At 65.1% G+C, this 19,067-nt stretch carries 15 protein-coding genes and 1 pseudogene; 12 read left to right on the top strand and 4 right to left on the bottom strand.

Features of this window, described 5'->3' with window-relative positions:
• Positions 1–4 precede the first annotated feature (4 nt).
• Positions 5–580, bottom strand: coding sequence for a thiamine pyrophosphate-binding protein (locus ACVIW0_RS24260; protein WP_461354631.1), 576 nt, complete (start codon positions 578–580; stop codon positions 5–7).
• A gap of 187 nt (positions 581–767) precedes the next feature.
• Between ACVIW0_RS24260 and ACVIW0_RS24255 the strand changes: the two genes are divergently transcribed.
• The 4 genes from ACVIW0_RS24255 (at position 768) to ACVIW0_RS24240 (ending at position 4,580) form a co-directional block, all read left to right on the top strand.
• Entirely contained in the window at positions 768–1,733 is a 966-nt protein-coding gene (locus ACVIW0_RS24255; protein ID WP_461354630.1) for a Bug family tripartite tricarboxylate transporter substrate binding protein, read from the top strand.
• A 3-nt stretch (positions 1,734–1,736) separates the two neighbouring features.
• Entirely contained in the window at positions 1,737–2,633 is an 897-nt protein-coding gene (locus tag ACVIW0_RS24250) for an amidohydrolase family protein (protein WP_461354629.1), read from the top strand.
• A 15-nt stretch (positions 2,634–2,648) separates the two neighbouring features.
• Positions 2,649–3,698 carry a hydroxyacid dehydrogenase gene (locus tag ACVIW0_RS24245; RefSeq protein WP_461354628.1) on the top strand — a complete coding sequence of 350 codons (1,050 nt, stop codon included), beginning with the start codon at positions 2,649–2,651 and terminating at the stop codon, positions 3,696–3,698.
• Positions 3,699–4,364: 666 nt separating this feature from the next.
• Positions 4,365–4,580, top strand: coding sequence for a hypothetical protein (locus tag ACVIW0_RS24240; RefSeq protein WP_461354627.1), 216 nt, complete (start codon positions 4,365–4,367; stop codon positions 4,578–4,580).
• Positions 4,581–4,588: 8 nt separating this feature from the next.
• Here ACVIW0_RS24240 and ilvD read toward each other — a convergent pair whose 3' ends face one another.
• From ilvD to ACVIW0_RS24225, 3 genes and pseudogenes are all read right to left on the bottom strand, one after another.
• Positions 4,589–6,433 (bottom strand): dihydroxy-acid dehydratase, encoded by a 1,845-nt coding sequence (ilvD, locus tag ACVIW0_RS24235; protein WP_461354626.1) that lies wholly within the window; start codon positions 6,431–6,433, stop codon positions 4,589–4,591.
• Positions 6,434–6,580: 147 nt separating this feature from the next.
• Entirely contained in the window at positions 6,581–7,399 is an 819-nt protein-coding gene (locus ACVIW0_RS24230; RefSeq protein WP_461354625.1) for a LysR substrate-binding domain-containing protein, read from the bottom strand.
• A gap of 70 nt (positions 7,400–7,469) precedes the next feature.
• Positions 7,470–7,577, bottom strand: a pseudogene (locus ACVIW0_RS24225) (LysR family transcriptional regulator); the annotation flags it as partial.
• 91 nt (positions 7,578–7,668) lie between these two features.
• On the opposite strand from ACVIW0_RS24225, the gene ACVIW0_RS24220 reads away from it, so the two are divergent.
• The 8 genes from ACVIW0_RS24220 (at position 7,669) to ACVIW0_RS24185 (ending at position 19,067) form a co-directional block, all read left to right on the top strand.
• On the top strand, positions 7,669–8,694 hold the full coding sequence (locus ACVIW0_RS24220; RefSeq protein ID WP_461354624.1) for an ABC transporter permease: 1,026 nt from the start codon (positions 7,669–7,671) through the stop codon (positions 8,692–8,694).
• A gap of 55 nt (positions 8,695–8,749) precedes the next feature.
• Positions 8,750–9,772: a sugar ABC transporter substrate-binding protein gene (locus ACVIW0_RS24215; protein WP_461354623.1), complete on the top strand. Its 1,023-nt coding sequence runs from the start codon at positions 8,750–8,752 to the stop codon at positions 9,770–9,772.
• A 99-nt stretch (positions 9,773–9,871) separates the two neighbouring features.
• Positions 9,872–12,010 carry an ABC transporter permease gene (locus tag ACVIW0_RS24210; RefSeq protein WP_461354622.1) on the top strand — a complete coding sequence of 713 codons (2,139 nt, stop codon included), beginning with the start codon at positions 9,872–9,874 and terminating at the stop codon, positions 12,008–12,010.
• Entirely contained in the window at positions 12,010–13,131 is a 1,122-nt protein-coding gene (locus ACVIW0_RS24205; RefSeq protein WP_461354621.1) for an SMP-30/gluconolactonase/LRE family protein, read from the top strand. Before ACVIW0_RS24210 ends, ACVIW0_RS24205 begins: the two co-directional genes overlap by 1 nt.
• Positions 13,128–14,666, top strand: a complete 1,539-nt coding sequence (locus ACVIW0_RS24200) for a sugar ABC transporter ATP-binding protein (RefSeq protein ID WP_461354620.1) — start codon at positions 13,128–13,130, stop codon at positions 14,664–14,666. Before ACVIW0_RS24205 ends, ACVIW0_RS24200 begins: the two co-directional genes overlap by 4 nt.
• Positions 14,667–15,124: 458 nt before the next feature.
• On the top strand, positions 15,125–17,440 hold the full coding sequence (locus tag ACVIW0_RS24195; protein WP_461354619.1) for a bifunctional salicylyl-CoA 5-hydroxylase/oxidoreductase: 2,316 nt from the start codon (positions 15,125–15,127) through the stop codon (positions 17,438–17,440).
• Positions 17,437–18,216, top strand: a complete 780-nt coding sequence (locus tag ACVIW0_RS24190; RefSeq protein WP_461354618.1) for an SDR family NAD(P)-dependent oxidoreductase — start codon at positions 17,437–17,439, stop codon at positions 18,214–18,216. The genes ACVIW0_RS24195 and ACVIW0_RS24190 overlap by 4 nt, the downstream gene beginning before the upstream one ends.
• An 11-nt stretch (positions 18,217–18,227) precedes the next feature.
• Positions 18,228–19,067: an enoyl-CoA hydratase family protein gene (locus ACVIW0_RS24185; protein WP_461354617.1), complete on the top strand. Its 840-nt coding sequence runs from the start codon at positions 18,228–18,230 to the stop codon at positions 19,065–19,067.

Below are 19,067 nucleotides of genomic sequence, written 5' to 3'. Positions count from 1 at the left end.
GATCTCACTTGTCGAAGGTCTTGCCGCCGGTGAGCAGCGGCGAGAGGATCAGCGCCACCGGCGCCTGCGTGGTGACGGCCTGCTTGATCGAGCGGTCGGCGATGAATTCGAGCTCGTCGAGCCTTGTGATGGTGTGATGCTCCACGGCAAGCGAATCCAGCACCGGACGCATGGTGCGGCAGACCAGCGCCTGGCCGTAATTGAACTCGCCGAGCGTGCCGCGCTCGGAGACGAACATGATCAGCGGGATCTGGTAGGGCACTGCGAGCGAGGCCAGCACGTTGGCCAAGGTTGCGAAACCTGAGGTCTGCATCAGCACGGCGCCGCGCATCCCCGCCATCCAGGCGCCCGAGACGATGCCGACGGCCTCTTCCTCGCGCGCGGTCGAAAATGTCGTGAAATAGGGATCGGCGTGCAGGTTCTTGATCAGCGTGGTCAGCACCCGGTCGGGCACATAGGGCACCAGCTTGATCTCGTTCCGCTTCAGCGTCTGCAGCACGATACCGTGCCAGGCGGTCGCCGCATCCTGGGACTTATCCTTGGCTTTATCTTTGGACGAGGCTTGTTCCGCGGCCGCCATCCTGGTCTCCCTGCTCGCGCGACGCTGATGGCCGCTTGCGGCACAAAACTTGACGCGGCTCAGGTGATTGTCAACATGTCGCGGCCGCAACGCGACCTGCGCAATTCGGCGATCGCAGCGCCGAACCGGCGTGCGATACAGGCGGCAACGACAATGGGACGGAACGATCAACGGACGGGAGGCGTCGATGGCCGGATGGGTCTGGCGGACCGCCATTGCGGCGGCGGCCGCGGTGATGGCCGGGCTCGCATCCGCGCAGCCATACCCGGCCAAGGCCGTTCACATTCTCGTTCCCTATCCGCCCGGCGGCGGCGTCGACGTGCTGACGCGGACGCTGGCCGAAGAGGTGTCGAAGACCTGGACGCAGTCGATCGTGGTCGAGAACCGGCCGGGCGCCGGCGGGGTGATCGCCTCGCAGGCGATCGCGAGCTCCGCGCCCGACGGCTATAATCTGATCATGGTGGCGAGCGGCCACGCCACCAATCCGTTCCTCTATCCAAAGCTGCCTTACGACACCTTCAAGGATTTTTCGCCGATCTCGCTGCTCGCGTCATCGCCGAATGTGCTGCTGGTGCGCGCGGACTCGCCGTTCAAGTCGATCGGCGACGTCATCGCCGCGGCCAAGGCGAAGCCGGGCAGCCTGTCGTTCGCCCATGCCGGCAACGGCACCTCGACTCATCTGGCCGGCGAGCTGCTCAACAGCTTGGCAAAAATCGAGATCAATGCGATCCCCTACAAGGGCGGCGCGCCGGCGATCAACGATCTGCTTGGCGGGCAGATTCCGATGTCATTCAACAATGGGCCGGAATCGGTCGGCCAGTTGCAGGCCGGCACGGTTCGCGCGCTGGCGGTGACGACGGCGTCGCGCGCGCCGTTCCTGCCCGACGTGCCGAGCATGTCGGAGACCGTGCCGGGCTATGACACCGAGGTGTGGTGGGGGCTGCTTGGCCCCGGCAACATGCCTGCCGATCTCGTCGCGAAAATCTCGCATGATTTCGTCGTGGCGGTGAATACCGATGCGGTGAAGGAGCGTCTCGGCAAGCTCGGCGTGATTTCAATCGGGAGCACGCCGGACAAATTCGCCGTCAAGATCAAGGCCGATTACGATAAATGGGAGCCGATCATCAAGGCCGCCGGCATGAAGGCAGAATAGACAATGGCTGCGTCGGAAATTCCTGCCTGCCTGCCGCCGCGTCCGGTGACGCCGCCGCGGGAGAAGCTGCCGCCGAAGGCCTGCGACACCCATGCGCATGTGTTCGGCCCCGCCGACCGCTTCCCCTATGCCGGCGATCGCAGCTACACGCCGCCGGACGCACCGCTTGCGAGCTATCTCGGCATGCTCGATGCGCTCGGGTTCACCCGCGGTGTGCTGGTGCAGGGCAGTGCGCATGGCCACGACAATTCGGCGATGCTGGATGCGTTGCAACGCGAGCCCGCGCGCCTGCGCGGTGTCGCGGTGGCCGATGCCGATGTCGCACCGGGCACGCTGCGGCAATGGCATGTGCTCGGCGTGCGCGGCTTGCGCTTCAACCATTTCTTCCGCGGCGGGCAGCTGCACTATCGCGGTGGCATCCCCCTGAATGTTGCGAAGACACACGCGGGCGTGATGGCGGAGCTTGGTTGGCATCTGCAGGTCTGGATCGATGTGAAGGATTTGCCGGACACGATCCCGGCGCTGAAGGCGCTGAGCTTGCCGGTCGTGGTCGATCACATGGGCCGCACCGATGCGGCCGCCGGCGTCAACACCGTGGGCTTCCAGAGCCTGCTGCGCGCGGTGGATGAGGGCTGGTGCTGGGCCAAGCTCTCAGGCGTGCATCGCCTGAGCCAGCGGGCGCCGGATTATCCGGATGCGCGGCCGTTCCACGAAGCGTTGGTCGCGGCGAATCCTGAACGGCTGGTGTGGGGCGGCGACTGGCCGCATCCGCGGGTCGAGGGCGAGATGCCCGATGCCGGCCATCTGCTGACGCTGTTCCAGCAATGGACGCCGGATGCGGCGGCCCGGCACAGCATCCTGGTCGACAATCCGGCACGACTCTATGGCTTCCCAAACTGAAGGCTGCTCGAAGATATGACCGTCAACAACAAGCGCGTGTTCTATGTCAAATACCTCGCCCACGAGATCTATGTCGACATCCTGAAGAAGCGGCCGGATGTCCGGCTCGACCGCCTGGAGAACGAGACGCCGGAGGCGACGTTCGCGCCGGTGCTTGCCGATGCGCATGCCTACCAGATCGGCGCCGCCCGCGACGAGCTGGCGCCGCATTTTCATGCCCATGCCGAGCTGTTGAAGCGCGCGCCGAACCTTCTGATCGTCTCGTCGAACGGCGCCGGATTCGATCCCGTCGATGTCGACGCCTGCACCGCCGCGGGCGTGCTGGTCGTCAACCAATCGGGCGGCAACGCCAATTCGGTCGCCGAGCACGCGCTCGGCATGATGCTGACGCTGTCGAAGCGGATCATCCAGTCCGACCGCCGGCTGCGGCGCGAGGCCAACGTCAACCGCAACGATCTGATCGGCAACGAGCTCAAGGAGAAGACCGTCGGCGTCGTCGGTCTCGGCAATGTCGGCCGCCGCATCGCCGAGCTGTGCAAGGGTCTCTTGCACATGAAGGTGATCGCCTACGATCCGTATCTGACGGCGGATGAGATGGCCAAGCGGGGCGGGGAGAAGGTCGAGCTCGACGATCTGCTGCGCCGCTCGGACTTCGTCTCGATCTCCTGTCCGCTCGACAGCAAGAGCCGCGGCATGATCGGCGCGCGCGAATTCGCGCTGATGCAGCCGCACGCCTATTTCGTCACCACCGCGCGCGGCTTCATCCATGACGAGAAGGCACTGGAAGAGGCGCTGCGGGACAAGCGCATCGCCGGCGCGGGCCTCGACGTCTGGGCCAAGGAGCCGCCGCCGCCGGATCATCCGCTGCTGCAATTCGACAACGTGCTGGCAAGCCCGCACACCGCCGGCGTCACCCGCGAGGCGCGCATCAACATGGGCCGGATCGCGGCCGAGCAGATCCTCGACGCCCTCGACGGCAAGCGCCCGCCGCGCATCATCAATCCGGAGGTCTGGCCGGTGTATGCGCGAAGGTTCGAGAAGGCGTTCGGGTTCATGCCGGGGTAGTTGAAGTCGAATGCCGCCGCTGTGTTAGGTGAGCACGCTGCTCAGGCTCCCTCTCCCCTTGCGGGAGAGGGTTGGGGAGAGGGGTGGCCCCGGGCGAGATGAGCGGCGCTATCGCAATTCGCATGCGACATCGTTGCAGCGGTAGGCAAGCCCAAATGAGAGAGTTGGCCGTGTGGTACCCCTCTCCCTAGCCCTCTCCCGCAAGGGGAGAGGGAACCCTTCCGTTGGTGCGTCCCTTACGGTGAGGTGAGAGCGCGTCGTGGGGCTCGATAATCACGGAGAAAATCTCCTTCGTCGTATCCCCAAAACAAGCAATAAACCCACTGCCAAACCGCCGCCGCGCGAAGCGTCCGTTGTTATTTTCCCTGAGATATCGACGGCTTAGCCCGAAATCGCCATTTTCTGTCCGTGCCCGGCCATTCGGGGCACCGAAGGAAAACGTGCCATGCGACAGGTCCAGTCATTGCTCCGCAACGCGCCCGCGAAAATCGGCCGCCGTCTTGCGCAGATTGTCGCGATCGCTGCCGCCAGCCTGCCGCAGGCCGGCGCCTAGTTTTCCACCGCTGCGAAGCGCCGCATCCGCGGACGCCGAATTAACTCAACCCCATTTCGCGTTAGTGCTAAAGCGGTACTCCCCGGCTCTTCCGGACCAGCAGGGAGGGTTCCATGTCACGCTTCGTCGTTCATTTCATGAAGGACGTGCTCGGCGACAACGGCCGCGAGCGCGAGGTTTGTCAGGGCGCGCTTGAGATCGATGCCTCGAGCGAGAGCCAGGCCACCGAAATGGCCAAGCTCAAATTCTGTCAGCAACAATCGCTATGCGACTGGTCGCTGCATGCCGACCGCATCCGGATCGAGGCGGCCGACTTGCACGCGAACTGACGCCTCAACTATTCAGGCAGGATGCGCACCGCACCCTTCGCCGCGCTGCTTGCGAACGCTGCATAGGCCTTCAGCGCGGTCGAGACGGCGCGCTTGCGCGGCGCTGCCGGCTTCCACGCCGCATTGCCCTTGGCTTCCATCGCGGCGCGACGGCGCTTCAGTTCGGCATCGTCGACCCTGAGGTTGACCTTGCGGTTCGGGATGTCGAACTCAATGATGTCGCCTTCCTCGACCAGGCCGATCAGTCCGCCTTCGGCCGCCTCCGGCGAGACGTGGCCGATCGACAGGCCGGACGATCCGCCGGAGAAGCGGCCGTCGGTGATCAGCGCGCAGGCCTTTCCGAGGCCCTTCGACTTCAGATAGCTGGTCGGATAGAGCATCTCCTGCATGCCCGGGCCGCCGCGCGGACCCTCATAGCGGATCAGCACGACATCGCCGGCCTTCACCTTGTTGCCGAGAATGGCGTCGACCGACGCATCCTGGCTCTCGAAGATGCGGGCGGGACCAGAGAACGTCAAAATGCTCTGGTCGACGCCGGCGGTCTTCACGATGCAGCCGTCTTCCGCAAGGTTGCCGAACAGCACGGCAAGCCCGCCGTCCTTGGAGTAGGCGTGCGCGGCATCGCGGATAACTCCCGTTTCGCGGTCGAGATCGACCTCGTCGAAGCGGCGGTCCTGGCTGAAGGCTTCCTGGGTCGGCACGCCGCCCGGTGCCGCGCGGTAGAAATTGCGCACCTTGTCGCTTGATGTCCGCACCACGTCCCAGCGGTTCAGCGCGTCGTCGAGCGTCGCGGCATGCACGGTCGGGCCGTCCGTTGTGAGCAGCTTGGCGCGATCGAGCTCGCCGAGGATCGCCATGATGCCGCCGGCGTGATGCACGTCCTCCATGTGGACGTCCTGCACCGAGGGCGCCACCTTGCAGAGCACCGGCACCTTGCGCGAGAGGCGGTCGATGTCGGCCATCGTGAACGGCACCTCGCCCTCGCGCGCGGCGGCGAGCAGATGCAGCACGGTGTTGGTAGAGCCGCCCATCGCGATGTCGAGCGTCATCGCGTTCTCGAACGACTTGAAGTTCGCGATGTTGCGCGGCAGCACCTTGGCATCGTCCTGCTCGTAATAGCGGCGGGCGAGGTCGACGATCAGATGGCCGGCCTCGACGAACAGGCTCTTGCGGTCGGCATGCGTCGCCAGCACCGAGCCGTTGCCCGGCAGGGCGAGGCCGAGCGCCTCGGTCAGGCAGTTCATCGAGTTCGCGGTGAACATGCCGGAGCAGGAGCCGCAGGTCGGGCAGGCCGAGCGCTCGATCACTGCGACCTCTTCGTCCGAGACGTTGGAGTCGGCGGCCGCGACCATCGCGTCGATCAGGTCGACCGCGCGCTTCTTGCCCTTGAGCTGAATCTTGCCGGACTCCATCGGGCCGCCCGAGACGAACACGGTCGGGATGTTGAGCCGCAGCGTCGCCATCAGCATGCCCGGCGTGATCTTGTCGCAGTTGGAAATGCAGACCATCGCGTCGGCGCAATGCGCGTTGACCATGTATTCGACGCTGTCGGCGATCAGCTCGCGCGAGGGCAGGCTGTAGAGCATGCCGTCATGGCCCATCGCGATGCCGTCATCGACCGCGATGGTGTTGAACTCTTTTGCCACCCCGCCGGCTTTCTCGATTTCCCGCGCCACCAATTGCCCGAGGTTCTGCAAATGGACGTGGCCGGGCACGAACTGGGTAAAGGAATTGACCACCGCGATGATCGGCTTGCCGAAATCCTCGTTCTTCATGCCGGTGGCGCGCCAGAGGCCGCGAGCACCCGCCATGTTGCGGCCGTGCGTGGTGGTGCGGGAGCGATAGGCGGGCATGATAAATCCTTGGGCTGTGGGCATTTTTTAAGGGGAGACGGGGGTCCTTATGCCCGCCCGCGGCGGCCTGTTCAAGCGCGGAACCGCATGGCTGAACCCCGCAATTCGGGCAAGGCCGGGCGGTCTGCGCGGCGCGCAGCGTCGCCGCTATTCCGCAGCGAGACCGGTCGGCATCGGGATCGCGACCTTCGGGCGCGTCTTGGCCGCGCGACGGTTCTTCTTGTTGAAGCGGCTGCCGGCCAGCAGCACTGCTGCGGCGCGCAGCTGCTCGCGCAGCCATTGATTGGTGGTGTCGTCTTCGGCAGTGGCGTGCCAGTAGAGATAATTGACGTGCGGGTTGATCGGGAACGGGCAGGGGAAGCATTGCAGCTCGCCGGGATCTTCCAGCACGGAAGCGGCGCTTTCGGATGCCGTCAGCAGCATGTTGCTGCGGGTCACGACGTGACAGGCGGTCGCGAAATTCTGGCAGGTCAGGCGCACGGTGCGGGTCAGACCGAGGCGCTGCAGCTGAAAATCCTCGAACGAGAGGCCGCTGCGCCGCGACGTCACGCAGACATGCTCCATGCGCAAGTAAGCCTTCTTGTCGAGCCGTGCGCCGAGCTCGGGATGGCCGCGCCGCGCGAACACCGCGATGTGCTCGGTCAGGATCTGCTCGCGCCGCACCTCCGCCGACAGCGGCAACAGCGTATCGATCGCGACATCCAGCGTGCCGGCGGCAAGCTCGCGCTCCAAATTGTTGCGCTCGCAGCGCACGGTCGCGATCTCGACCAGCGGCGCCACGCCGCTGATCCGGTTGATCAGCGCACCCAGCATCGGCGCCTCCAGGTTGTTGCGCAGGCCGATCACGAACCGCTTCGATGTCCTTGCCGGATCGAACCGGTCGGCGTGAGTCAGCGTGGTCTCGAGGCCGTTGAGCGCCTGGCGCACCGTGGTGATGATCTGGCGCGCCAGCGGGGTCGGCGTCATGACATGGTTTGCGGCGCACGAACAGCGGATCGTTGAACATCGCGCGCAGCCGGCTCAGCGCATGGCTCACCGCGGGCTGCGTCAGGTTGAGGCGGAAGCAGGCGCGGCTGACGCCACCCTCGGAATAGATCGCGTCGAATACCACGAACAGGTTCAGGTCGACGTCGCGTACATGCATGAAAATGATCTATCCGTATCCGTCGAATGCATTTGACGAATATGAGCTGCCACTCTTAAAGTCTCAAGCAAAATAATACCTGGAGGAAACGATGAGCGTGCAATCGCCATCGCGCGGCGTTGCTGTCCCTGCGGCATCATCTCGCCCGGCTGCAATGCTTGCGAAGCCGAGCCAGGAGCAGATCGTGCTCCTGCTCACCATAGCGCTTCTTGTCGTGTTTGGCCTGACGCTGAACGGCTTTGCCACCGTCTCCAATCTCCTGAATCTGCTGCGCAGTATTTCGATCCTCGGCGTGCTCGGCCTCGGCATGGGGCTGATCGTGATCAGCCGCGGCATCGACCTTTCCGAAGTCGCGATCATGGCGGGTTCCTGGGCGATCGCGCTGATCTACATCCAGAACGGCATGCCTGTTTTCACGGCAGTGCTGCTGGCGCTGGCGATCGCGGTGCTGATCGGCGTCGTCAACGGCGTGATGGTCGCCTTCGTCGAGGCGCCGGCGCTATTCGTGACGCTCGCCGCCGGCTTCGTGATCTATGGCCTCGCGTTCTGGATCGCGCCGGCCTGGGTAGTCTATGCGCCGAAGAATGCACCTAGCCTGATGTATCTCGGCGCCGGACGGCTGCTCGGCATCCCGGTTCCGATCCTGGTGTTCGCGGTCGCGGCGATCGCGATGCATTTGTTCCTGTCGCGCAGCTCGATCGGGCGCTTCATCTATGCGCAGGGCGACAATCCCGAGGCCGCGCGGCTGACCGGCATTCCGCTGCGGCCGCTGATCGTGCTGGAGCACGTGCTGGTTGCGCTGCTCGCCTGGATTGCAGGCCTGGTCTGGGTCGGCACCACGGGCAGCATGCAGATGGCGATCACGCAGGGGACCATGATCTTCGACGTCGTACTGGTCGTCGTGATCGGCGGCATCAGCCTGATCGGCGGCCGCGGCAGCGTGTTCAGCGTCGTGGTCGGCTGTATCCTGATCGGCACGCTGCTCAACGCCTTCACCATCATGGACGTCAACAGCGAGGTGCAGAACATCATCAAGGGCGTGGTGCTGCTCGCCGCCATCGTGCTCGACAATTGGCTGCATCCCCGCGACGAGGAGACCGCGCGACAGGGCGACTGAACGAGCCTTCGTGCTAAATCAAATCAATCAAAAGAATTTCTTTGTGGAGGAGACGATGAAGACGACCAAGTTCTGGACGATCCTGCTGGCCGGCGTGACGCTGGCCGCGACGCCATTTGCGGCGTCGGCGCAGGAGGAAGGCACCAAGACAGCTCGCGAGCTGCGCGCCGTCTACGACAAGGCGCTGCAGGGTAAGACGATCGCCTATCTGCCGATCGCGCTCGGCGTGCCGCTGTCCGACGAATGGGGCCGGGTGGTGCAGGAGGAGGCCGAATGGCGCGGCATGAAATACATCGTCCGCGATCCCAACAACAATCCGTCGGCGATGCAGCAGGCACTCACTGCGCTGGTCGACCAGAAGCCCGACGTGCTGATCGTGCAGAACCCGAGCGTCACGCTGTTGATGAAGGATTTGAAGCGCGCCGAGAGCCAGGGCACGCATGTGATCCAGATCAACATGTCCTCGAACTACAAGTCCGGTGCCTTTGTCGGCGCCGATTGGCGCGAGATCGGCAGGATGCTCGCGAACGAAGCCGTCAAGGCCTGCGGCACCGGCTCGGGCAAGTCGGGCAAAGTGCAGATCGTGCAGGGCGAACTGACCGCGGCCGCTAGCGTCGATCAGGTCGGCGGCATCATGGAGGTGCTGAACAAGGATCCCAACATCAAGGTGGTCTCGAACCAGGCCGCGAACTGGGACGCCAACACCGCGCTCAACGTCACCGCGACGGTGATCCAGCAGCATCCCGACCTCTGCGCCTCGATCGGCTTCTGGGGCATCATGGAGTCGGGCGCCGCGCAGGCGATCCGCAATGCCGGCAAGATCGACGACGTCAAGGTGTTCGCCTCCGGCGAGGGCTCGCAGCTCGATTGCGATCAGGTCAATTCGGGCAATTTCTACAAATTCCTGAGCTACAAGGCGACCGAGCAGGGCCACGACCTGATGTTCGCGGCCGAGACGCTGCTGATGTCCAGCGACAAGCCGGGCACGAAGAACCTGTCCTATTACACGCGGCCGATCTGGCTCGATAAGTCGAACGCCTCCGGCGCCAACTGTTTCGCGCTACCCAAGAAAAACTAACAAGGCGCGGGACAGCCGGCGCGGGGGGCATTCCCGCGCCGGCTGTATCAAGGATCAGAATCCGGAACTGTGAAAACCGGATCGAGGGAGTGCCTGACGATGTCGATGGCTGTCGATTCCTTTGCCGCATCGGTGCGGCGGTTCTCGCCCCGGCTGCTGCTCTCGGAGCTGTTGCTGAAGCAGTGGTTCGAGCCGGTCGTGCCGTTCACCGTGATGATCGGGTTGTGGGCGTATTTCGCGCTCACCATCCCCGACTATGCGTCGGTGCAGAACTCGGTGTCGCTGCTGCGGCTGTTCGCCGAATTCGGCTTCGTCGCGCTGGCGATGGGCTTCTGCCTTGTCACCGGCGGCATCGACCTGTCGGTCGGCGCGATCTTCGCGCTGTGCAATTTCGCGGCACTGTATTTCCTGCTGGTGCGCGAATGGCCGGTCGGCCTCGCCGTGCCGGCGACGCTTTTGGTCGGGGCGCTGCTCGGCAGCATCAACGGCTTCCTGATCGGCTTCCTCAAGACGCGGCCGTTCCTGACCACGCTGGTGACGCTGATCATCCTGCGCGCCTCGGTCAATCTGCTCAACACCTCTTACGCCCAGGTGTTCGCGACCAATTCGGTCGACAGCGATGCCTGGGATTTCATCGGCGGCGGCAGCGTGCTCGGCATTCCCGTCAACGCGGCGACGCTGTTCGTGGTGCTCTTGATCTGCCACATCTTCCTGTCGCGCTCGCGCTATGGGTGGCATCTCACCGCGATCGGCGCCAGCCGCAAGGCGGCACGCCATGCCGGCATCCGCGTCCGGTTGATGCTGTTCATGACCTATGTGTTGTCGGGCACGCTGTGCGCGGCGAGCGGTATCTTCTACGCGGCGCGTCAGGCCTCGACGGATTCCACCACCGGCGTCGGCTGGGAATTCCAGGCGCTCACCGCCGTGGTGCTCGGCGGCGTCTCGCTGGCCGGCGGCAAGGGCACGGTATGGCGGGCGATGATCGGCGCGCTGATCATCTTCCTCCTCATCAACGGCCTCGTGCGGATGGGCATCCCTGGCTATGTCACGTCGGCGGTGACGGGCATGATCCTGCTCGCCGCCGTCGGCATCGACGTCAAATGGTCGAAGAACCGCGGCAAGGCGATCCAGAAGATCTATGTCAATCCGGCGTTCGTGCCGCTGGCCTCGGCGCCCGCGGTGCAGCCGGGCGCGGCGTCGCCCTATGCGCAGAACGACCGGCTGATCAATGCGCAGGCGATCGGTGTCGATCAGGTCGAGGGGCCTGAGGATGTCATCCTCGACCGCCAGGGCCGGCTTTACGGCTCGACCCGCGACGGCAATGTGATCCGCTTCTCCGGGCCGAACTTCGAGACCCGCGAGGTGTTCGCCCATATCGGCGGCCGGCCGCTCGGCATGCAGTTCGACCGCGACGAGAATCTGATCGTGGCGGTCGCCGGCATGGGCGTCTACGGCGTCGCGCCCGATGGCCGCATCTTCAAGGTCACCGACGAGACCAATCGCACCTGGTACAAGCTGAACGACGATTCTCGCCTGCGCATGGCCGACGACCTCGACATCGCGCCCGACGGCAAGATCTATTTCAGCGACTGCACCACGCGCTACGAGATGACCACCAACACCCTCGACATTCTCGAGGGCCGGCCGAACGGCCGCGTGGTCTGCTACGACCCAGCGACCAAGACCACGCGCACCGTGATCAACCACTTCTATTTCCCGAACGGGATCTGCGTCTCTCATGACGGCAAGTCGATCCTGATTGCCTCGACCTCGCTGTGCAAGGTGTTCCGGCACTGGATCGACGGCCCGAACAAGGGCAAGACCGAAGTGCTGATGGACGAGCTGCCGGGCAACCCCGATAACATTAACCGCGCCTCCGACGGCACCTACTGGCTGGCGCTGGTCGGCATCCGCACGCCGACCTTCGATCTCGCCGCGCGCAAGCCCGGCTTCCGGCTGCGCATGGTCAAGCAGGTGCCGACCGACGAATGGCTGGCGCCCGCGCTCAATCATGGCTGCGTGTTGAAGTTCAACGAGAAAGGCGAGGCGCTGGAATCCTGTTGGGATCCGACCGGCATCTCGCATTCGACCCTGACGTCGATGCGCGAGCACCAGGGCTATCTCTATCTCGGCGGGCTCGAGAACAACCGGATCGGCCGCATCAAGCTCGACGGCGTCGACGACAGCTGGACCGGCTACGACGCGTATTGGGGTGCGAAGAGCAGGGTGGCGAAATAATGGGATTTTTCGATCATCTGCTGCGCGATATCCGCAGCGTCATCGACCGCGACGGCGGCCAGAACGCGATCCCGCCGCTCGACGGCGCGCTCAGCCCGAACGACCGGCTCGATACCGCGGTGCCGATCGGCGAGCCGCTGCCCGGCGTTGACGACGTCATCGCCGCCGGCGACGGCGCGGTCTATGTGTCCGCCGGCCGGCAGGTGCTGAAGCTCAGCGGCGCGGATTTCGCGACGCGGACGCTCATTGCCGAGTTCGAGGACGATGCCGGCGGGCTCGCATTGCATCCGGACGGCCGCCTGCTGGTCTGCGTCGCGGGCAGGGGGCTGGCCGCGATCGATCCGGCCAAGCCCGCGCCGCGCTGGCTGGAGGCTGCCGGCGGCAGCGCGCTCACCGGACTGTTGTCGGTGACGGCGGCGCAAGATGGCCGCATCTATGCCGTCGAAGGCAGCGCCGGCCGCCGTCCGAGCGAGTGGCGGCACGATCTGATGGAGAAGCGCGCCAATGGGCGGCTGATCGGCTGCGGCGCCGGCCTCGACAATCCGCAGGTGCTGCTGCGCGATCTGCCATACCCCTATGGCGTGATGGTCTCGGTCGACGGCAACAGCCTGTGGCTCACCGAGAGCTGGGCGCATCGCCTCAGCCGGTTCGCGCTCGGCGGCAACGGCCTTGGCCCGCGCGAGACCGTCGCGACCAACATGCCGGGCTATCCGGCGCGGCTGCATCCGGACGGCCGTGGCGGCATGCTGCTCGGTATGTTCGCCCGCCGCACTCACCTGATCGAGTTCGTGCTCAAGGAAGACGATTTCCGCGAGGAGATGATGGCGACGATGCCGCCCGAATACTGGGTGGCGCCGGCGCTGGTCGGCGGCAGCGATTGCCTGGAGCCGATGCAGATCGGCAGCGTCAAGGCACTCGGCATCCAGAAGCCCTGGGCGCCGCCGCGCTCCTATGGCCTGCTGGTGCATCTCGACGCCGAAGGCGATGCGATCGACAGCCTGCACAGCCGCGCCGGCGGCCGCTTCCACGGCATCACCGCCGCCTGCGCTACGCCATCCGGCACCGTGATCGCCGCGCGCGGCGCGGGGCGCCTGCTGCGTTATTCGGGAGATCTGCGATGAATGACGGTGTGATGCAGGCAACGCCCGCGCCCCAATCGGCAACCCGCGAGCCGGTGCTGCGGATCTCGAACGGCTCCAAGATCTATGGCGGCGTCCACGCCATCGAGGGGGTCAATTTCGATCTCTATCCCGGCGAGGTGCATGCGCTGGTCGGCGAGAACGGCGCCGGCAAGTCGACACTGTGCAAGGCGATCGCCGGCGCGATCAACCTCACCTCCGGTGACTATCTGCTCGACGGCGAGCCGGCCAATTTCGAGCAGCCGCGCGATGCGCTCAATGCCGGCATCTGCATGGTCTATCAGGAGACCAGCCTGGTGCCGACCATGACCGCGGCGCAGAACATCGAACTCGGCAACGAGAAGCTCTTGACGCGCTTCCGCACCCTGAACATCCAGGCCCAGCAGCTGTTGCAGTCGCTCAACTTTCACGTCGATCCGGCGACGCCCGTGGCGCTGCTTGGCACCGCCAAGAAGCAGATGGTGGAGATCGCGCGCGCGATCTACAACAAGGCCCGCATCATCATCTTCGACGAGCCGACCGCGTCGCTGACGCCGGAGGAGATCGTCCACTTCTTCCACCTGGTGCGCGATTTGCGCGCCCGCGGCGTCTCGATCATCTACATCTCGCACGCGCTGGAGGAATCGCTGCAGATCGCCGACCGCATCACCGTGCTCCGCGACGGCAAGCTCGTGATCACCGCGCCGGCCAGGCAGCTGACGCGTGACGCGCTGGTGCAGCACATGGTTGGGCGCGAGGTGGCACAGGCGGTCTATGGCGGCAAAGCGAAGACCCATCAGCGCCGCGAGAAGGTGCTGACGGTCGAGAACGTCACCATGGGCATGGCGGTCAAGAACATGTCGTTCTCGGTCTATGCCGGCGAGGTGGTCGGCATCGCCGGCCTGATCGGCTCTGGCCGCACCGAGATCGCCAAGATCGTCTATGGCGCGCTGAAGCGCAATCTGGTCAATGGCGGCACCATCCGGCTGCGCGGCAAACCGATCCGCTATCGCGTGCCGCGGCAGGCGATCAATGACGGCATCGCCTACATCACCGAGGACCGCAAGGCCAACGGCTTCTTCGAGACCATGGTGGTCGACGACAACGTCTATATCGGCAGCCTTGCCACACGAAAGGGCTGGAGCTTCCTGCTGTCGCGCGCGAGGCGCAGCAAGCTCGCCAACTACTGGGTCGACCGGCTGAAGATCAGCGCGTTGCAGCGCAAGGCGCGGATCATCGAGCTGTCGGGCGGCAACCAGCAGAAGGTGGTGCTGGCCAAGACGCTGGTGCAGGAGCCCTCGATCATCTTCTTCGACGAGCCGACCCGCGGCGTCGACGTCGGCACCATCCCACATATCCACGGCGAAATCCGCCGCCTCGCCGACGAGGGCAAGGCGGTGGTGGTGATCTCGTCCTATCTGCCGGAGATCCTGGCCGTCTCCGACCGCATCTTGGTCGCCCGCACCGGCCGCATCGTCGCCGAGTTCGACGCGGCGGATGCGACGCAGGACAAGATCCTGTACGCCGCGGTGCATTGAGAGACACGCGAATTGCCGTAGGGCGGATTAGCGCAGCGTAATCCGCCATCGCGCCATGTTGCCGCGAGCGGCGGATTACGCCTTCGGCTAATCCGCCCTACGGCTGTACGCCGCGGTGGGCAGCGCGGTCTCCATGTCGTCATTCCCCGGTGCGCGATTGCGCACCTGAGGGCTCGCGAAGCGAGAGCCCGGAATCCATTCGGCCGCGCATCATGCGGCTCGATGGATTCCGGGCTCAGCCCTTCGGGCTGCCCCGGAATGACGAGTGGATGGGTGCGTGCCAGTCGCCCCATATTCGGCGTCGTCCCTGCTCCCGTGCGCAATTGCGCACTAGGCAGGGACGACAGTCTGGGGGCGCGGCCATCCCACCCTTGACAAATATTTTAAGTATAAAATATTATGCCTCGTCGGTCAACGGCAGGAACCTGCCCGGCCGCCGAAGCCAACGGGAGAACGCCATGCGTATCGTGTGCATTGGAGGCGGGCCGGCCGGGCTTTATTTCGGCATCCTGATGAAGATGCTTGATCCCTCGCACGTGATTTCCGTCGTCGAGCGCAACCGGCCCTACGACACCTTCGGCTTCGGCGTGGTGTTCTCGGATGCGACCATGGACAACATGCGCAAATGGGATCCGGTCACCGCTGACACGATCGAGCAGGCCTTCAACCACTGGGACGACATCGAGGTCCTGATCAAGGGCCGGCGCATGCGCACCACCGGGCACGGCTTCGTCGGCATCGGCCGCAAGCGGCTGCTCAACATCCTGCAGGCGCGGGCCGAGGAGCTCGGCGTCGAATTGATCTTCGAGCGCGAGGTGAATTCCGATCTCGAATTCCCCGATGCCGATTTGATCGTGGCGTGCGACGGCGTCAACTCGAAGATCCGCACCAAGTACGTCGAAGCTTTCCAGCCCGACATGTTGATGCGGCCGAACCGCTATATCTGGCTCGGCACCAACCGTCCGTTCGATGCCTTCACCTTCGACTTCCGCAAGACCGAGCACGGCTGGTTCCAGGCGCATATCTACAAGTTCGAGGAGGGCGCCGCGACCTTCATCGTCGAGACCACCGAGGAGGCGTATCTCGCCCACGGCCTCGACAAGATGGAGCAGGGCGATTCCATCGCGTTCTGCGAGAACGTGTTCAGTGAAATCCTCGAAGGGCATCATCTGGTCTCCAACGCGCGGCATCTGCGTGGCTCGGCCTGGCTGTCATTCCCCAGGCTGATCTGCGGCAAGTGGACCACATTCAACGGCAACAGCCATGTCGTGCTGATGGGCGATGCCGCCCACACTGCGCATTTCGCGATCGGCTCGGGCACCAAGCTGGCGCTGGAGGACGCGATCGAGCTGACCAACCAATTCAAGATTCACGGCGCGACGCGCGACAGCATTCCGAAGGTGCTGGCGGCTTACGAGGAGCTGCGCCGGGTCGACGTGGCGCGGATCCAGAACGCCGCGCGCAACGCCATGGAGTGGTTCGAGGTGGTTGGTTCGCGCTATGCCGACACCCTGGAGCCCGAGCAGTTCATGTATTCGCTGCTGACCCGCTCGCAGCGCATCAGCCATGAGAACCTGAGGCTGCGTGACAAGACCTGGCTCGAAGGCTACGAGCGCTGGTTCGCGGAGCGCAACGGCGTGCCGGCGACCAACGACCGGGTCACGCCGCCGATGCTGACGCCGTTCCACATCCGCGGCCTCTCGCTGCATAACCGGATCATCGTCTCGGCGATGGCGATGTATTCGGCCGAGGAGGGCATGCCGAACGATTTCCATCTGGTGCATTTCGGCTCCCGCGCGCTCGGCGGCGCCGGCCTGCTGTTCACAGAGATGACCTGCGTCTCGCCGGAGGCGCGGATCACGCCCGGCTGCTGCGGCCTGTGGAATGATGAACAGGCGACGGCTTACAAGCGCATCGTCGACTTCGTGCACCGGAATTCGCAGGCGAAGATCGGCATCCAGCTCGGCCATTCCGGCCGCAAGGGCTCGACCCGCGTCGCCTGGGAGGGCATGGACGCGCCGCTCCCCGACCACAACTGGCCGCTGGTGTCGGCTTCGTCAGTGCCTTATCTGCCCGACGGCCAGATCCCGGAGCCGATGAGCCGCGCCGAGATGGACGAGGTGCGCGAGCAGTTCGTTGCGGCGGCGAAGCGCGCCGCGAGCACGGGTTTCGACATCCTGGAGCTGCACTGCGCGCACGGCTATCTGCTGTCGAGCTTCCTGTCGCCGCTGACCAACCGCCGCACCGACGAACATGGCGGATCGATCGAGAACCGCGCACGTTATCCGCTGGAAGTGTTCCGCGCCGTCCGTGCGGTGTGGCCGGAGGACAGACCGATGTCGGTGCGCCTGTCCTGTCACGACTGGGCGGAAGGCGGCAACACGCCCGAGGACGCCCTGGCCTTCGCAAAACTGTTCAAGCAGGCGGGAGCCGATCTGATCGACTGCTCCTCGGGGCAGGTCTGGGCCGACGACCATCCGGTCTATGGCCGGCTCTACCAGACGCCGTTCGCCGACAAGATCCGCAACGAGGTCGGCATCGCCACCATCGCAGTCGGCGCGATCTCGGAAGCGGATCACGCCAACTCGATCATCGCCGCCGGTCGCGCCGATCTCTGTGCCATCGCGCGTCCGCATCTCGCCGATCCGGCCTGGACGCTGCATGAGGCCGCCAAGATCGGCGTCAAGCAGATCGCCTGGCCGAAGCAATATCTGTCGGGCAAGTCGCAATACGAGGCCAATCTCGAACGCGCCGCAGCGGGAGGCAAGGCATGACACGGTTCTGGCCCAACGCCCATGCGCTGGTGACCGGTGCCGGTTCCGGCATTGGCAGCGCGACGGCGATCGCGCTCGCAAAGGCCGGCGTACGCGTCAGCATCGCCGGACGCCGGATCGACGCGCTGGAAGCGACTGCCGCGTCGCTCGGCAAGCAGGCCGGCGCCGTCGTTTCGATCGACGTGACGGATGAAGCTGCGGTGACCAAAGGGGTGGCGCAGATCGAGGCCGAGGCAGGCCCGATCGACATCCTCGTCAATAATGCCGGCAAGGCCGGAAGCGCGCCGTTCGACAAGACGAATGCAGCGCTGTGGGCCGACATGCTGGCGAGCAACCTCTCCAGCGTGTTCCTGGTGACGCACGCCGTGCTGCCCGGAATGGCTCAGCGCGGCCGTGGCCGGGTGATCAACGTGGCCTCGACCGCGGGTCTAACCGGCTATGCCTATGTCTCGGCCTATGTCGCCGCGAAGCACGGCGTCATCGGGCTGACGCGTTCGCTGGCGCTGGAATATGCGCGGCGCGGCGTCACCGTTAATGCGGTCTGCCCGGGCTACACCGACACGCCGCTGGTGGCGGATGCCGCCGCCAACATCGTTGCCAAGACCGGGCGCAGCGAGCAGGAAGCCCGTGCCGCGTTGGCAAAGGTCAATCCGATGCAGCGGCTGGTGACGCCGGAGGAGGTCGCCGACAGCATCCTCTGGCTTGCCTCTGCGGGCGCATCGTCGATCAACGGACAAGCCGTCGCGGTTGCCGGCGGCGAAGTCTTTACCGGGTGAAGGAAACCATCATGTCCGAGATGAAAGCAAAGCTGCGGCCGTTCAAGGATTATCCCGCAAAGCACTTCCGCTGGCAGGCCGACGCGAGCGGCCGCGTCGCGACCATCACGCTGAACCGGCCGGACAAGAAGAACCCACTGACCTTCGAGTCCTACGAGGAACTGCGCGATCTCTTCACCAACCTCAAATACGCCTCCGACGTCCGCGCCATCGTGCTGACCGGCGCCGGGGGCAATTTCTGCTCCGGCGGCGACGTGTTCGAGATCATCGAGCCATTGACGCGAATGCCGATGCCGGACCTCCTCGCCTTCACGCGGATGACCGGCGAGGTGGTGCGCGCGATGCGCAAATGCCCGCAGATCATCGTCGCCGCGATCGACGGCATCTGCGCCGGCGCCGGCGCGATGCTGGCGCTGGCGTCCGACCTGCGGCTCGCGACGCCGCAGGCCAAGACCGCCTTCCTGTTCACCCGCGTCGGCCTTGCCGGCGCCGACATGGGCGCATGCGGATTGTTGCCGCGCGTGATCGGGCAGGGCCATGCTGCCGATCTGCTCTATACCGGCCGCGCGATGAGCGCCGACGAAGGTTTTGCGTGGGGTTTCCACAACCGTCTGGTGCCGGCGGCGGAGCTTGCTGCGGCCGCGCAAGAACTGGCGCGCTCGCTTGCGGACGGGCCGTGGTTCGCGCATGGCGTGACGAAAACCATGTTCAACCAGGAATGGGCGATGGGTGTCGACGAGATGATCGAGTCCGAAGCGCAGGCGCAGGCAATATGCATGGTAACCGGTGATTTCCGCCGCGCCTTCGAGGCTTTCGCCGCCAAGCAGAAACCCGCCTTCGAGGGCAATTGA

Source organism: Bradyrhizobium sp. USDA 4454 (assembly GCF_054822705.1).
The sequence above is the reverse complement of the archived record's forward strand: the minus strand, read 5'-3'. Positions and strand labels throughout refer to the sequence as shown.

Excerpts from the sequence above, each read along its gene's own strand:
- ACVIW0_RS24260 (WP_461354631.1), bottom strand. The coding sequence starts at position 580 with ATGGCGGCCGCGGAACAAGCCTCGTCCAAAGATAAAGCCAAGGATAAG.
- ACVIW0_RS24255 (WP_461354630.1), top strand. The coding sequence starts at position 768 with ATGGCCGGATGGGTCTGGCGGACCGCCATTGCGGCGGCGGCCGCGGTG.
- ACVIW0_RS24250 (WP_461354629.1), top strand. The coding sequence starts at position 1,737 with ATGGCTGCGTCGGAAATTCCTGCCTGCCTGCCGCCGCGTCCGGTGACG.
- ACVIW0_RS24245 (WP_461354628.1), top strand. The coding sequence starts at position 2,649 with ATGACCGTCAACAACAAGCGCGTGTTCTATGTCAAATACCTCGCCCAC.
- ACVIW0_RS24240 (WP_461354627.1), top strand. The coding sequence starts at position 4,365 with ATGTCACGCTTCGTCGTTCATTTCATGAAGGACGTGCTCGGCGACAAC.
- ilvD (WP_461354626.1), bottom strand. The coding sequence starts at position 6,433 with ATGCCCGCCTATCGCTCCCGCACCACCACGCACGGCCGCAACATGGCG.
- ACVIW0_RS24230 (WP_461354625.1), bottom strand. The coding sequence starts at position 7,399 with ATGACGCCGACCCCGCTGGCGCGCCAGATCATCACCACGGTGCGCCAG.
- ACVIW0_RS24220 (WP_461354624.1), top strand. The coding sequence starts at position 7,669 with ATGAGCGTGCAATCGCCATCGCGCGGCGTTGCTGTCCCTGCGGCATCA.
- ACVIW0_RS24215 (WP_461354623.1), top strand. The coding sequence starts at position 8,750 with ATGAAGACGACCAAGTTCTGGACGATCCTGCTGGCCGGCGTGACGCTG.
- ACVIW0_RS24210 (WP_461354622.1), top strand. The coding sequence starts at position 9,872 with ATGTCGATGGCTGTCGATTCCTTTGCCGCATCGGTGCGGCGGTTCTCG.
- ACVIW0_RS24205 (WP_461354621.1), top strand. The coding sequence starts at position 12,010 with ATGGGATTTTTCGATCATCTGCTGCGCGATATCCGCAGCGTCATCGAC.
- ACVIW0_RS24200 (WP_461354620.1), top strand. The coding sequence starts at position 13,128 with ATGAATGACGGTGTGATGCAGGCAACGCCCGCGCCCCAATCGGCAACC.
- ACVIW0_RS24195 (WP_461354619.1), top strand. The coding sequence starts at position 15,125 with ATGCGTATCGTGTGCATTGGAGGCGGGCCGGCCGGGCTTTATTTCGGC.
- ACVIW0_RS24190 (WP_461354618.1), top strand. The coding sequence starts at position 17,437 with ATGACACGGTTCTGGCCCAACGCCCATGCGCTGGTGACCGGTGCCGGT.
- ACVIW0_RS24185 (WP_461354617.1), top strand. The coding sequence starts at position 18,228 with ATGTCCGAGATGAAAGCAAAGCTGCGGCCGTTCAAGGATTATCCCGCA.